The following is a 13,780-nucleotide window of genomic DNA, read 5'->3' on the forward strand; positions in this document are numbered from 1 at the left end:
GGGCGCGGCGCGGGCTTGGCGGCCGGCGTCGCCGGCGCGGTCGAGTCCGCGCTGGGCGACTCGGTGGCCCGCTGGGCGGGCTTCTCGGCGGGGGCCGGCTGGGCGGCGGGCGCCGCCTCGGCCGGTGCGGAGGTGGCCAGCGTCGGGCCGATCTCCTTGCGGAACCGCATCTCGGCGGGCAGCTCGATGGTCGAGCTCGCCGACTTCACGAACTCGCCCATCTCCTTGAACTTCTCGAGAACGAACTTGCTCTCGACGCCGAACTCCTTGGCGAGTTCGTGTACTCGGGTCTTAGCCACGTTTCTCCTTCTGGCCACAGACCCGAGGACCGGGGACTACCTGTGACCGCTAGTGGGTGATGCTGCGTGAACAGCAGGAGGTGCTCATCGCGAAGTACTCATCGAGTGCTCATGAGCTGGTGCTCCAATTCCTGGTCAGTCGGTCGCGAGGTGCGGCCGGTCATCGTCGTGTCGCGAGTCGAGGTAGTCGCCCACCGGCGCGCTGGACGGCCCACCCGTGAGCCGCAGGGCCCGGGTGAACGCCTTCCGGCGTACCGCGAGGTCATAGCACTCCCGGGTGGGATGCAGGTGCGCCCCACGGCCGGGTGCGGACGACGCCGGGTCCGGTACGACGGTCTGCCGACCGTCGCGATCCGGGCCGACCGTGACCCGCAGCAACTCGCGTTTGGCGGCCCGTCGTCGGCACCCGATGCACGTCCGGACGGGTCCGTCGGGCAGGGGGATGTCTTGGCGTACCACCGAGAAAGAAGCCTACCGCCTCCGGCCAGCGGATCACGAACCGGGCTGCGTCAGCTCGCCGCAGGTGGCCGCACGTGCCCCCGGAGCATCCGGCGAGCAGAGGCAAATGGTCATCAGGCATCCGGCGAGCAGAGGCAAGCAGTCACTGAGCAACCGGCGAGCAGAGGCAAGTGGTCACCCTCCGCCGGCCATTTGCCTCTGCTCGTCACTTCTGCTCGTCACTTCTGCTCGTCAAAGCCTCGCCTTCGCCTTCCTCGTCCGATCGGATGTCGATGCGCCAGCCGGTCAGCCGGGCCGCCAGGCGGGCGTTCTGCCCCTCCTTGCCGATCGCCAGCGAGAGCTGGTAGTCCGGCACCACGACCCGGGCGGCGCGAGCGGCGAGGTCGACGATCTCGACCGAGCTCACCCGAGCCGGGGACAGTGCCGAGGCGACCAGCGCCGCCGGGTCGTCGGACCAGTCCACGATGTCGATCTTCTCGCCCTGCAGCTCGGCCATCACCTGACGGACCCGTTGGCCCATCGGGCCGATGCAGGCACCCTTGGCGTTGACCCCCGGGGCCGTCGAGCGGACCGCGATCTTGGTCCGGTGACCGGCCTCGCGGGCGATCGCGGCGATCTCGACGGTGCCGTCGGCGATCTCCGGCACCTCGAAGGCGAACAGCTTCTTGACCAGGTTCGGGTGCGAGCGGGAGAGCGTGACCTGTGGCCCGCGCATCCCCTTGCGCACGCTGAGCACGAGCGCCCGGATCCGGGTGCCGTGGTCATAGCTCTCCCCCGCCACCCGCTCGCTGACCGGCAACACCGCCTCGAGCTTGCCCAGGTCGACCAGTACGTCCTCGGGATTGCGCCCCTGCTGGATGACACCGGAGACGATGTCTCCCTCGGAGCCGGCGAACTCGCCGAACTTGACCTCGTCCTCGGCGTCCCGCAGCCGCTGCAGCACGATCTGCTTGGCGGTGGTGGCGGCGATCCGGCCGAAGCCCTCGGGGGTGTCGTCGTACTCACCGATGACATTGCCCTCACCGTCGACCTCGGCGGCCAGCACGCTGACATGGCCGGTCTTGCGGTCCAGCACCACCCGCGCCTGCTCCTGCGCGCCGGCGGTCTTGTGGTACGCCGTCAGCAGACCGGTCTCGATCGCCTCGACCAGAACGTCGAAGGAGATCTCGCGCTCACGCTCGAGCATCCGCAGGATGCTCAGGTCGATGTCCATCAATGGCTCCTTGCTCTCGTCGTGGTCGTCGGCTTGCGGTGGTGGGGACGCCGGTCGGCGTCACCGGCGTCATGTCTGACTCGTCTCACTCGTCCTCGCCTCGGCGGAACTCGATCTGGACCAGTGCCTTGGCGATCGCGGCATACGGCACGCTCCGCTCGTCGCCGGACTCGCTGATCCGTACGCCGCCGGCGGCATCCTCGTCGTGGCCGGCGATGCGGCCGCTCAGCGACCCGCCGTCGGCGAGGGTGATCCTGACCAGTCGCCCGGTGTTGCGACGCCAGTGCCGGGGCAGGGTGAGGGGACGGTCCACCCCGCGAGAGGTGACCTCAAGGGTGTAGGGCTGCTCCCCCATCGTGTCGGTCTCGTCGAGGACCCGGCCGACCTCCCGGGTGGCCTCGGCGACATCGTCGAGGGTGACCCCACCGTCGCGGTCGACGGCCACCCGAAGCACCCGGCGCTTGCCTGCCAGGGTGATCTCGACGGCTTCGAGATCCATCCCCATCGCCGCCAGTGCCGGCACGAGCTCGGCCTCGATACGGCTCGTCACCTGCGCGTTCACGCTGCCTCCCGGCTTCTGTTGTTCGATGAGGTTGTGGCTCTGCGCCGAGGGTTCACAGCCTAGCCCCGAACCCGGCCGGCCCGATCCTCGCACAGCCCAGCCGCCGGCTTCGCCGCCAGCCCCATCACCGGCCCCGTCCAGCCCCGTCCAGCCCCGTCCAGCCCCGTCCAGCCCCATCACCAGCCCAGCCGCCGGCCCGGTCCCGGTCGTTCACACCTATCCGACACGATCACGACCGGACCAGATGCCTCGCAGCCCTGGCGACGACCCGTAAGGTTCTCGCGTGCCGCCCCCGAAGAGCTCCGTGCCGGACGACCCCGCGACCGGCCCGCACCTGACCCGGCGAGGCACGTTCGGCGTCGCCGGTCTCGGCGGCGCGGGTGTCCTGACCGGCGTCGCGCTGTCCGGACTGTCGGGCTGCTCCGCCTCGGACACGCTCGACTCGCTGCGCGCGCCCACCCCGGCGACGCCGAGCCCGACCGCCAACCCCGACCAGGTGCTCATCGACCGGGTGGCGGCGGCGATGAAGGCCGCGGACGCGTCCGCACCACGGGCGTACGCCCGGCTGCACCGGCGCCAGCTCGCCCGGCTCGGTCCGAGCAGCGACCTGCCGCACTCGACCACCGTCGCCGGGATGCGCGGTCAGCGGCGGCTGCCGCGGGTGCTGCGTTCGGCGGCGCTCGAGGCGTCCTCCGCGGAGCTGGTCCGGCTGTTCGCCTCGGCCGCCGCCGGCCAGCGCCAGCTGCTGCGTGCCCGGGGTCAGGGATGAGCCTCCGCGGGCTGCAGCGTGCCCTCGCCGCCGAGCATGCCGCGGTCTATCTCGACGCCGCCCTGGCCGGCCTGACCTCGCGCGAGGACGCGCTCTACGACCTGTTGGCGACCGCCTGGGAGGACCACGAGGCGGCGCGCAACCGGCTGCAGGAGGCGATCAGCGAGGCGGGAGCGACACCGGTCGGCACGGCCGCGGGCTACCGACTGCCGAGCGGCATCGGCTCGGTCGCCGGCGTACGCCGCGCGGCGCTACGGATCGAGCAGCGCTGCGCCGCCGCGTATCTGGCGAACGTCGCGAGGGTCACCGGCGCGCACCGGGGACTGCTCGTCGAACTGCTCGGCGACTGCGCCGTCCGCGAGCTCGACTTCGGCGGCACACCGAACGCCTTCCCCGGGAGCTGAGCCCACCGGGAGCGAGGAGAACAGAACGATCCGCGGACCACCCGGTGCGGGGAACTCCCGAGACGTTCCCCGAGACCGGGTCGGTCCGCGGACCGATTGGCCTGGACACGAGGCCGAAGGTCACGCGCCCCGCCAAGTTTGTGGGGACCAACGGGCCGCGCTTCCGTGCATAAGTCTGCAACGAAGCGGCGCAGCCGAGCCATAACCCCGATGGGTCAGCCTTTTGCAGTGCACAAACTTGCAACTGCCCGGGGCCGGCCCCCAGCACCGCTCGCCGGAGCCGCCGCCGGAATCAGCCGCGGATCGACGACGCGAGCAGCGCGACGACCTCGGTCACCGGCACCTCGGTCCGCTCGCCGGTGCGCCGATCCCGCACCTCGACGGTGCCCTCGACCAGGCCGCGTCCGACGGTGAGGATCGTCGGCACGCCGATCAGCTCGGCGTCCTTGAACTTCACCCCGGGGCTGACCTTCGCCCGGTCGTCGTAGAGGACCTCGACGCCCGCGTCGGCGAGCTCGGCGACGAGCCGATCGGCGGTGGTGAAGACCGCCTCGTCCTTGCCGGTGGCCACCACGTGCACGTCGTACGGCGCGACGTTGCGCGGCCAGCACAGGCCGATGTCGTCGAGGGTGTTCTCGGCGATCGCCGCCACCGCGCGGGTGACGCCGACGCCGTAGGAGCCCATCGTGACGGTGACCAGCTTGCCGAACTGGTCGAGCACCTTGAGGCCGAGCGCCTCGGCGAACTTGGTGCCGATCTGGAAGATGTGGCCCATCTCCATGCCGCGCGCGGTGGTCAGGACGCCGTCCCCGTTGGGGCAGGGGTCGCCGGGCCAGACCTCGGCGGCCTCCAGGATCCCGTCGGCGACGAAGTCGCGGCCGGCGACCAGGTCGATCACGTGGTGGCCGGTGCTGTCGGCGCCGGTGACCCAGCGGGTGCCCTCGACGATCCGCGGGTCGACGACGTAGCGGATCTTCGACTCGCTCGACTCCCCCAGCGCACCCGGGCCGATGTAGCCCTTCGCGAGCATCGGGTAGCGCGCGAAGTCCTCCTCGCCGAACGGCACGAACTCGCCCGGGTAGAGCGTCGCCTCCAGGCGCTTCCCGTCGACCTCGCGGTCACCCGGGATGCCGATGGCGAGCGGCTCGACGGTGCCGTCGGGGTAGACCACGTTCCCGATGACGTTCTTCAGCGTGTCGGCGGCGGCCCAGGGTCGATCCTCCCGGGGGAACGCCTGGTTGAGGTGGTCGACGAGCGCCGCGATCGTGGGCGTGTCGGGGGTGTCCTCCACGTGAGCGGCCGGCACGTCGTCGTACGCCTGCTTCTCGGGGACCGGCACGTGCACGGCCTCGACGTTGGCGGCATAGCCGCAGGCCCTGCACTCGACGTAGGTGTCCTCGCCGATCTCGGACTTCGCCAGGAACTCCTCCGACTTGGAGCCGCCCATCGCGCCGGAGTGGGCGAAGACGATGACGTAGTCGAAGCCGAGCCGGTCGAAGATCCGGATGTACGCCTCGCGGAACATCGCGTAGCTGGCGTCGAGCCCCGCGTCGTCGACGTCGAAGGAGTAGGCGTCCTTCATGATGAACTCGCGGCCGCGCAGCAGCCCGGCACGCGGCCGGGCCTCGTCGCGGTACTTCGTCTGGACCTGGTAGAGCGAGAGCGGCAGGTCCTTGTAGGAGCCGTAGAGGTCCTTCACGAGGAGGGTGAACATCTCCTCGTGCGTGGGCGCGAGAAGGTAGTCGTCGCCCTTGCGGTCCTGGAGGGTGAAGATCGCATCGCCGTACTCGGTCCAGCGGCCGGACGCCTCGTAGGGCTCACGCGGCAGCAGGGCCGGGAAGTGCACCTCCTGGGAGCCGATCGAGGCCATCTCCTCGCGGATGATCCCCTCGACCTTGCCGAGCACCCGCAACCCGAGCGGCAGCCAGGTGTAGATCCCCGGAGCGGCACGGCGGATGTAGCCGGCGCGGACGAGCTGCTTGTGGCTCGCGACCTCGGCGTCCGCGGGATCCTCGCGCAGGGTCCGCAGGAACAGGGTCGACATGCGGCCAATCCGATCGGGCAGAGTCATGCGAGAAGGGTACGAGGCGCAACGGCCGCGCCGCGAACCAGATCCTTCCCCGGCGGCCGGCCCGCCTCAGGAGTCGCGCGCCGCCGACGAGGGAGGCACCGACGACGGCGCGGGCGGGCACGGAGAGGCTCACGCCGTCACGGCATCGGCCCGATCAGAACATCACCGTCGAGAACCGGGCGGTCTCCACGAACCCGGCACGCTCGTAGGCCCGCCGGGCGGGAGTGTTCCAGTCGTTGACGTAGAGCGAGACGTGCGGCGCGATGTCGCGGCGACAGATCTCGGCGACCGCCGCCATCCCCGCGCTGGCCAGACCCTCGCCACGCCGGTCCGGGGGCACGTAGACGCCCTGGATCTGGGCCGCGGACGGGGTGGCGCAGGCGACCTCGGCCTTGAAGATCAGCCGGCCGTCCTCGTCGAACCGGGCGAACGACCAGCCACGCGAGACCAGCTGCATCACCCGCGCCCGGTACAGGTCGCCGCCACCGCCGACCTCCGGGGAGACGCCGACCTCCTCGGTGTACATCGCCACGCACGCCGGGTAGAGCACCTCGAGGTCCGCCCGCCGGGTGCGGCGTACGCCGGGGTCGGCCGGCACTCGCGAGGGCAGCCGCTGCTCCAGGTGCGGCTGTTCCCACCGGGTCTCCCGGGGTCGGCCCCAGGCCGGCCCGACCGTCGTCCACAGGGCCTGTACGGCGACCTGCGGGCCGACCAGGGTCGAGGCGGTGCGGCCGCGGGTCAGCGCACGCTCGCCGAACGCGATGGCGTCCTGTTCGTCGGCCTCGATCGGCACCAGGTTGGCACCCACGTGGCAGGCCGCCACCAGGTCGCCGCCACGCCACCGGCCCCACATCTCGCCGCCGAGCCAGCGCGGCTCGAGGTTCGTGGTCCGGGCCCGGTACTCGGCGAACACGTTGACCACCGGATCGCGCGCGGTCAGGGCCAGGAACGCGTCCCGGTCGCCCGCGTGCAGGGGGCGGATCCCCTGGCGCATGGTCAGCATGGGGTGAGCCTACGGCCAGACCGGAGCAGCCTGCGCGTCGATCGCCCGGGGCGGTCGCGGCGGGGGCGCCGCGCCCCGGCCGAGCGCCCTTGATCGAGCGCCCCTGGCCGAACTCAGCCGACCGTGACCTCGGCGCCGGCGCCCTCGATCGGCTCCATCCCTTCGGCGATCTTCATCGCCTCCTCGATCAGGGTCTCCACGATGGCCGACTCCGGAACGGTCTTGATCACCTCGCCCTTGACGAAGATCTGGCCCTTGCCGTTGCCGGAGGCGACACCGAGATCCGCCTCGCGAGCCTCGCCGGGGCCGTTGACCACACAGCCCATCACGGCGACCCGGAGCGGCACCTCCATGCCGTCGAGTCCGGCGGTGACCCGCTCGGCGAGGGTGTAGACGTCCACCTGGGCGCGACCACAGGACGGGCAGGAGACGATCTCCAGGCGCCGCGGGCGCAGGTTGAGCGACTCCAGGATCTGCAGCCCGACCTTGACCTCCTCGACCGGCGGGGCGGAGAGCGAGACCCGGATGGTGTCGCCGATCCCCTGGGAGAGCAGCGCGCCGAAGGCGGTCGCCGACTTGATGGTGCCCTGGAAGGCCGGTCCGGCCTCGGTGACGCCGAGGTGCAGCGGCCAGTCGCCCGCGGCGGCGAGCAGCTCGTAGGCGCGCACCATCACCACCGGGTCGTTGTGCTTGACCGAGATCTTGAAGTCGTGGAAGTCGTGCTCCTCGAAGAGGCTCGCCTCCCACATCGCCGACTCGACGAGTGCCTCCGGCGTGGCCTTGCCGTACTTCTCCAGCAGCCGCTTGTCCAGCGAGCCGGCGTTGACCCCGATCCGGATCGAGGTGCCGCGGTCCTTCGCCGCTCGGGCGATCTGCTTGACCTGGTCGTCGAATCTCTTGATGTTGCCCGGGTTGACCCGCACGGCCGCACAGCCCGCGTCGATGGCGGCGAAGACGTACTTGGGCTGGAAGTGGATGTCGGCGATGACCGGGATCTGGGACTTGCTGGCGATCGCCGGCAGCGCCTCGGCGTCGTCCTGGCTGGGGCAGGCCACCCGCACGATGTCGCACCCGGCGGCGGTCAGCTGGGCGATCTGCTGGAGGGTCGCGTTCACGTCGGCGGTCAACGTGGTCGTCATCGACTGCACCGAGATCGGGCTCTCGCTGCCGACCCCGACCGAACCGACCTTGATCTGGCGGGTGGGGCGCCGGGGTGCGAGCACCGGCGGCGGAGCGGCGGGCATGCCAAGAGCTACCGAAGTTGTCACACTCTCAGGTTAGGCCATGCCCGGAAAAGAAGCGCCGTCGCGAGCGGGCGTCGCCGATGAGCCCAGGATGAGCCCAGGACTAGCTCAGGACGAGCTCAGTTGGTCACGTGGATGGGCACCACCAGGTCGGCATAGATCAGCACCACGCTGACCGCCAGGATGATGGCGCTCATCGCGTAGGTGATCGGCAGCAGCCTGGCCGGGTCGACCGCGCCGGGATCGGGCCGGCCGCGCAGCCGGGCGATCCGGCGCCGGATCACCTCGTAGCCGGTGGTGGCCATCTGTCCGCCGTCGAACGGCGGCAGCGGGACCAGGTTGATCAGACCGAGGAAGAGGTTGAGACCTGCCAGGATCAGCACGATGGAGAAGAACCGGCCGGCGATCGAGATCTGGTCGTCGGAGGCGAGCTCACCGGCCACCCGACCGGCGCCCACGACGCTCTGGATGCCGTTCTGATCGCGCTTCTCCAGGCCGAGCGCGGCGCGGGCGACGTGGTAGACCTTGCTCGGCAGGGCACCGATGGTCTTGATCGTCTCCCAGGTGCCGCTGGCCATGGTGTCGACGACGTACCCCACCCCCTGGCGCTGCCGCTCCTCGACCGGCGTGATGCCGAGGAAGCCGGCCTCGACCGTCTTGGTGCCGTCACTGGTGGTCAGGTCGTTGACGACGGTGGTGGTGTGCAGCGTCTTGGTGACGCCGTCCCGGTCGACGACGATCGTGGCGCGGGCGTCGTCGTTGTCGCGGATCAGCCGCTGCAGCTGGTCGTAGCTGGTGATGGTGTGGCCGTTGAACGAGACGATCTCGTCGCCCGGTTCGAGCCCGGCGCGGGCGGCCGGCGAGATCGGGCTGTCCGCCACGCAGTCGCCGGCGTCCTGACCGGACTCGACGACCTTCACGCAGGCGTAGACCCGGGAGACGGTGGTGGTCGGCGTCTGCACGCCGTATCCCATGAAGACGATGGCGAACAGCACGAAGGCCAGCACCAGGTTGATCGCCACCCCGGAGCCCATGATGATCAGCCGCTTCCAGGCCGGCTGACGGAAGAACATCCGGTGATGCTCGTACGGCGCGATGTGCTCGTACTCCGCGCTGCGGGCGTCGTCGACGAGCTGGGCGAACATCCCGGTCGGCCGGCTCTTGACCTGGTTGGGGTCGGCGCCGTCCTCGGGCGGGATCATCCCGGCGAGCTTGACGTAGCCGCCCAGCGGGATCGCCTTGACGCCGTACTCGGTCTCCCCGCGGCGCCTGGACCACAGCGTTCGCCCGAACCCGATGAAGTACTGGGTGACCTTGACGTCATAGAGCTTGCCGGGGATCAGGTGCCCGGCCTCGTGCAGTCCGATGGAGAGCGCCAGCCCGACGACGAAGAGCAGCACGCCGAGCAGGTAGTACAGCACGTTCACGTCAGGGTCTCGATCCTCTCCGCAGCCGCGGTCCGGGCCCAGGCGTCCGCAGCGAGCACGTCCTCCACGGTGAGTTCGTGCGCCGCAGAGCCTACGTGGTGGCTCTTAAGGATCTCCCCAACGCAGTCCACGATTGCGGTGAAAGAGATGCGGCCTTCGTGGAAGGCGTCCACGCAGACCTCGTTGGCGGCGTTGAAGACCGCCGGGTGCGTCGCGCCGAGCTCACCGGCACGGCGGGCGAGGGTGATCGCGGGGAACGCCTCGTCGTCGACCGGCTCGAAGCGCCAGTCGGAGGCTCTGGTCCAGTCGATCGGGGTCTCCGCGCCGCCGACCCGGTCGGGCCAGGCGAGCCCCATCGAGATCGGCACCATCATCGTGGGCAGGCCCAGCTGGGCCACCACCGCGCCGTCGGTGAACTCCACCATCGAGTGGATGTACTGCTGGGGGTGGACGACGACGTCGATGTCCTCGAACGGGACGTCGAAGAGCAGGTGCGCCTCGATCACCTCCAGTCCCTTGTTGACCAGCGTGGCGGAGTTGGTGGTGATCACCCTGCCCATGTCGAAGTTGGGGTGCTTGAGCGCCTGATCGGGCGTGACGTCGTCGAGCTGCCAGCGGGCGAGGCCCCGGAAGGGGCCGCCGGAGGCGGTGATCACCAGCCGCCGGACCTCCTCGGCCCGGCCGGCGCGCAGGCTCTGCGCGATCGCCGAGTGCTCGGAGTCGACCGGGACGATCTGGCCGGGCGCGGCGGCCCGCTTGACCAGCGGGCCGCCGATGATGAGCGACTCCTTGTTCGCCAGCGCGAGGGTGTTGCCGGCGGCCAGCGCCGCCAGCGTCGGGCGCAGTCCGACGGCGCCGGTGATCCCGTTGAGGACGACGTCGGCCGGCATCGCGGCGGCCTCGATGCTCGCCTGCTCCCCCAGACCGCTGTACGCCGGCCCGAAGGCCGCCACCTGCTGCTCGAACAGGTCCGGGTGCCCCCCGCCCGCGGTCAGCCCGACCACCCGGAAGCGATCCGGGTTGCGTCGTACCAGGTCGAGGGCCTGGGTGCCGATCGAACCGGTCGAGCCGAGGATGACGACGTCGCGCCGGGAGCCGCTGCGGTTCGGAGAGGTCACCGGACCATCCTCGCACCCGGCGAGGGTCGGCTCACTGTCCGTAGTAGGACATCACGTGCTTGACCCGGGTGTAGTCCTCCAGGGAGTACATGGAGAGATCCTTGCCGTAGCCGGAGTGCTTGAACCCGCCGTGCGGCATCTCGGAGACGAACGGGATGTGGGTGTTGATCCAGACCACGCCGAAGTCGAGGCGCTTGCTCATCCGCAGCGCGCGAGCGTGATCGGCCGTCCACACGCTGGAGGCCAGGCCGTAGTCGACGCCGTTGGCCCACCGCAGCGCCTCGGCCTCGTCGGCGAAGCGCTGCACGGTGATGACCGGCCCGAAGATCTCGGTCTGGATCTGCTCGTCGTCCTGGCGCAGCCCGGTGAGCACCGTCGGGGCGTAGAAGTAGCCGGCCTCGCCGACCCGGCTCCCCCCGGTGGCGATGCTGGCGTGACCCGGCAGCCGGTCCACCATCCCGCCGACCCGAGCGAGCTGGTCGGCGTTGTTCAGCGCGCCGTAGGCCGCCGCCGGGTCGCTGGGCGGGCCGGTGTGGGTCGCCTCGGCCTGCTCGACCAGGGCGGCGACCAGGTCGTCATGGATCCCCGGCGCGGCCAGCACCCGGGTGGCGGCCGTGCAGTCCTGGCCGGCGTTGAAGTAGCCGCCGGCGGCGATCATCTCGGCGGCCTTGGCCACGTCGGCGTCGTCGAAGACGATCACCGGTGCCTTGCCACCCAGCTCCAGGTGCACCCGCTTGAGGTCCGCGGCCGCGGCGCCGGCGACCTCCATCCCGGCCCGGACCGACCCGGTGATCGAGACCATCTGCGGCGTCTTGTGCGCCACCAGCGCCCGGCCGGTGTCCCGGTCTCCGGTAACTAGGTTGAGCACGCCGGGCGGCAGGAACTCCTGGCAGATCTCGGCCAGCAGCGAACTGGAGGCCGGCGTGGTGTCGCTGGGCTTGAGCACGATGGTGTTCCCGGCGGCCAGCGCGGGTGCGATCTTCCAGATCATCATCATCAGCGGGTAGTTCCACGGCGTCACCTGGCCGACGACGCCGATCGGCTCGCGCCGGATCCAGGAGGTGTGGTCGGCCAGGTACTCCCCCGCGCTGCGTCCCTCCAGGATCCGGGCGGCGCCGGCGAAGAAGCGGAAGTGGTCGGAGCTGAGCGGCATCTCCTCCGCCATCGTCACCGCCGTCGGCTTGCCGGTGTCCCTGACTTCGACCGCGCAGATCTCCTCGGCCCGGGCATCGATGGCGTCCGCGATCCTGAGCAACGCCTCGGCGCGCACCTTCGGCGTGGACTCACCCCAGGTCTCGAAGGCGGCCGCGGCGGCGGCGTACGCCGCGTCGACGTCCTCGGCACGGGACATCGGCGCCTGCGCGTAGACCTCACCGGTGGCGGGGTCGATGACGTCATAGGTCTGTCCGGAGGCGGCGCCGGTGAGGCGACCGTCGATGACGTTGGAGAAGGTCTGGTCTGTCATGGGCACGAGACTAGCGGTCCGACTGCCACTTTTGGAGAGGCAATCGTCGCTTTAACCCGCCCGAAACAACGGAATCCGAACTCTTGACCGGGTATCGATGCGAAATCACTTGCAATCCGGTGGCACCCGGAGGATCATGGGGACCATGACCTCGTACGACTATGACCAGCTCCAACGGGCCGCCAAGGACCACCTGTGGATGCACTTCACTCGCCACTCGGTCTACGCCGACCACGACGTGCCGGTGATCGTCCGCGGGGAGGGCGCCTACATCTACGACGCCCAGGGCAAGCGCTACCTCGACGCACTGGGCGGGCTCTTCGTCAGCCAGCTCGGCCACGGGCGCGCGGACCTCGCCGAGGCCGCCGCGGCCCAGGCCAAGGAGCTCGCCTTCATGCCGCTGTGGTCCTATGCCCATCCGGCGGCCATCGAGCTCGCCGACAAGCTGGCCGCGGCGGCGCCGGGTGACCTCAACCGGATCTTCTTCACCTCCGGCGGCGGCGAGGCGGTCGAGTCGGCCTGGAAGCTCGCCAAGAACTACTTCAAGCTGGTCGGCAAGCCGATGAAGCACAAGGTGATCAGCCGGTCGATCGCCTACCACGGCACCACCCAGGGCGCGCTGTCCATCACCGGACTGCCCGGCCTGAAGGAACAGTTCGAGCCGCTGGTGCCCTCCACCTTCCGGGTGCCGAACACGAACCTCTACCGCGCCGACGAGATCACCGGCGGGTTCCTGGACGGCAGCGACCCGGAGGCCTTCGGCCGCTGGGCGGCCGACCAGATCGCCGTCGCCATCGAGAACGAGGGCCCGGACACCGTCGCCGCCGTCTTCCTGGAGCCGGTGCAGAACTCCGGCGGCTGCTTCCCGCCGCCGCCGGGATACTTCCAGCGGGTGCGCGAGATCTGCGACTCCTACGACGTCCTGCTGGTCTCCGACGAGGTGATCTGTGCCTATGGCCGGCTGGGCTACATGTTCGGCGCCGAGCGCTACGGCTACCAGCCGGACATCATCACCAGCGCCAAGGGGCTCACCGCCGGCTATGCCCCGCTGGGCGCGATGATCGCCTCGGACCGGCTGATGGAGCCGTTCCTGGAGGGGACCAACACCTTCTACCACGGCTACACCTTCGGCGGTCACCCGGTCTCGACCGCGGTGGCGCTGAAGAACCTGCAGATCTTCGAGGAGGAGAAGATCCTGCAGGGCGTCCGCGAGCGGGAGGGCTCCTTCCGGGCCACCCTGGAGAAGCTGCTCGACCTGCCCATCGTGGGCGACGTCCGCGGCGACGGCTACTTCTACGGCATCGAACTGGTCAAGGACAAGGCCACCAAGGAGTCCTTCGACGACGAGGAGTCGGAGAAGCTGCTGCGCGGCTATCTCTCCGGTGCGCTGTTCGCCGAGGGCCTCTACTGCCGCGCCGACGACCGCGGTGACCCGGTCATCCAGGTCTCTCCCCCGCTCATCTGCGACCAGTCCCACTTCGACGAGATGGAGCAGATCATCCGCGTGGTGCTGGAGAAGGGCATGACCCTCATCTGAGGCGAACAGAGCCAAGTGGTCACGCCCAGTGCGCCGAGCAGAGGCAAATGGTCACGCCCGGTGCGCCGAACAGAGGCAAATGGTCACCCTCAGCACGCCGAACAGAGCCGTCTGGTCGTCGTACGTCGGTGACTAGACCCGAGTTATCCACATTCGCCCAGACGTGGTCTTCCCCCCCGGTACGGGGGGCAGACAACCCCGGCTGTCAC

Annotated in this window: 13 protein-coding genes; 3 read left to right on the plus strand and 10 right to left on the minus strand. The window is 70.2% G+C overall.

The window, feature by feature from the left end; translation table 11 throughout:
* The 4 genes from QM638_RS05255 to rimP form a co-directional block, all read right to left on the minus strand.
* Window positions 1-299: translation initiation factor IF-2 N-terminal domain-containing protein (locus tag QM638_RS05255; protein ID WP_415140891.1), on the minus strand; the 299-nt coding region annotated here is incomplete at its 3' end.
* A gap of 135 nt (window positions 300-434) precedes the next feature.
* Complete coding sequence (locus QM638_RS05260) at window positions 435-758, minus strand: YlxR family protein (RefSeq protein ID WP_415140892.1); 324 nt, start codon at window positions 756-758, stop codon at window positions 435-437.
* A gap of 205 nt (window positions 759-963) precedes the next feature.
* Window positions 964-1,971: a transcription termination factor NusA gene (gene nusA, locus QM638_RS05265; protein ID WP_415140893.1), complete on the minus strand. Its 1,008-nt coding sequence runs from the start codon at window positions 1,969-1,971 to the stop codon at window positions 964-966.
* Window positions 1,972-2,056: 85 nt separating this feature from the next.
* Window positions 2,057-2,533, minus strand: coding sequence for a ribosome maturation factor RimP (gene rimP / locus QM638_RS05270; protein WP_415140894.1), 477 nt, complete (start codon window positions 2,531-2,533; stop codon window positions 2,057-2,059).
* Window positions 2,534-2,816: 283 nt separating this feature from the next.
* Here rimP and QM638_RS05275 point away from each other — a divergent pair, with 283 nt between their 5' ends.
* Window positions 2,817-3,302, plus strand: a complete 486-nt coding sequence (locus QM638_RS05275; RefSeq protein WP_415140895.1) for a hypothetical protein — start codon at window positions 2,817-2,819, stop codon at window positions 3,300-3,302.
* On the plus strand, window positions 3,299-3,706 hold the full coding sequence (locus QM638_RS05280) for a DUF4439 domain-containing protein (protein ID WP_415140896.1): 408 nt from the start codon (window positions 3,299-3,301) through the stop codon (window positions 3,704-3,706). Before QM638_RS05275 ends, QM638_RS05280 begins: the two co-directional genes overlap by 4 nt.
* Before the next feature lie 292 nt (window positions 3,707-3,998).
* Here QM638_RS05280 and QM638_RS05285 read toward each other — a convergent pair whose 3' ends face one another.
* From QM638_RS05285 to QM638_RS05310, 6 genes are all read right to left on the minus strand, one after another.
* On the minus strand, window positions 3,999-5,750 hold the full coding sequence (locus tag QM638_RS05285; protein ID WP_415140897.1) for a proline--tRNA ligase: 1,752 nt from the start codon (window positions 5,748-5,750) through the stop codon (window positions 3,999-4,001).
* 181 nt (window positions 5,751-5,931) lie between these two features.
* Window positions 5,932-6,780 carry a GNAT family N-acetyltransferase gene (locus tag QM638_RS05290; RefSeq protein ID WP_415140898.1) on the minus strand — a complete coding sequence of 283 codons (849 nt, stop codon included), beginning with the start codon at window positions 6,778-6,780 and terminating at the stop codon, window positions 5,932-5,934.
* A 113-nt stretch (window positions 6,781-6,893) separates the two neighbouring features.
* The gene (gene ispG, locus QM638_RS05295) at window positions 6,894-8,024 is read right to left on the minus strand and encodes a flavodoxin-dependent (E)-4-hydroxy-3-methylbut-2-enyl-diphosphate synthase (protein ID WP_415140899.1); all 1,131 of its coding nucleotides are present in this window, start codon (window positions 8,022-8,024) and stop codon (window positions 6,894-6,896) included.
* A 119-nt stretch (window positions 8,025-8,143) separates the two neighbouring features.
* Window positions 8,144-9,451 (minus strand): M50 family metallopeptidase, encoded by a 1,308-nt coding sequence (locus QM638_RS05300; protein WP_415140900.1) that lies wholly within the window; start codon window positions 9,449-9,451, stop codon window positions 8,144-8,146.
* The gene (gene dxr / locus QM638_RS05305; RefSeq protein ID WP_415140901.1) at window positions 9,448-10,569 is read right to left on the minus strand and encodes a 1-deoxy-D-xylulose-5-phosphate reductoisomerase; all 1,122 of its coding nucleotides are present in this window, start codon (window positions 10,567-10,569) and stop codon (window positions 9,448-9,450) included. Before dxr ends, QM638_RS05300 begins: the two co-directional genes overlap by 4 nt.
* A gap of 31 nt (window positions 10,570-10,600) precedes the next feature.
* Entirely contained in the window at window positions 10,601-12,034 is a 1,434-nt protein-coding gene (locus QM638_RS05310) for a gamma-aminobutyraldehyde dehydrogenase (RefSeq protein ID WP_415140902.1), read from the minus strand.
* Between the two features lie 145 nt (window positions 12,035-12,179).
* Between QM638_RS05310 and QM638_RS05315 the strand changes: the two genes are divergently transcribed.
* Window positions 12,180-13,571: an aspartate aminotransferase family protein gene (locus tag QM638_RS05315; protein WP_415140903.1), complete on the plus strand. Its 1,392-nt coding sequence runs from the start codon at window positions 12,180-12,182 to the stop codon at window positions 13,569-13,571.
* Window positions 13,572-13,780: the final 209 nt, after the last annotated feature.

Origin of the sequence: Nocardioides sp., assembly GCF_047606145.1 — a bacterium.
Lineage (GTDB): Bacteria > Actinomycetota > Actinomycetes > Propionibacteriales > Nocardioidaceae > Nocardioides.

Excerpts from the sequence above, each read along its gene's own strand:
- QM638_RS05310 (WP_415140902.1), bottom strand. The coding sequence starts at position 12,034 with ATGACAGACCAGACCTTCTCCAACGTCATCGACGGTCGCCTCACCGGC.
- QM638_RS05290 (WP_415140898.1), bottom strand. The coding sequence starts at position 6,780 with ATGCTGACCATGCGCCAGGGGATCCGCCCCCTGCACGCGGGCGACCGG.
- ispG (WP_415140899.1), bottom strand. The coding sequence starts at position 8,024 with ATGCCCGCCGCTCCGCCGCCGGTGCTCGCACCCCGGCGCCCCACCCGC.
- QM638_RS05280 (WP_415140896.1), top strand. The coding sequence starts at position 3,299 with ATGAGCCTCCGCGGGCTGCAGCGTGCCCTCGCCGCCGAGCATGCCGCG.
- nusA (WP_415140893.1), bottom strand. The coding sequence starts at position 1,971 with ATGGACATCGACCTGAGCATCCTGCGGATGCTCGAGCGTGAGCGCGAG.
- QM638_RS05285 (WP_415140897.1), bottom strand. The coding sequence starts at position 5,750 with ATGTCGACCCTGTTCCTGCGGACCCTGCGCGAGGATCCCGCGGACGCC.
- QM638_RS05315 (WP_415140903.1), top strand. The coding sequence starts at position 12,180 with ATGACCTCGTACGACTATGACCAGCTCCAACGGGCCGCCAAGGACCAC.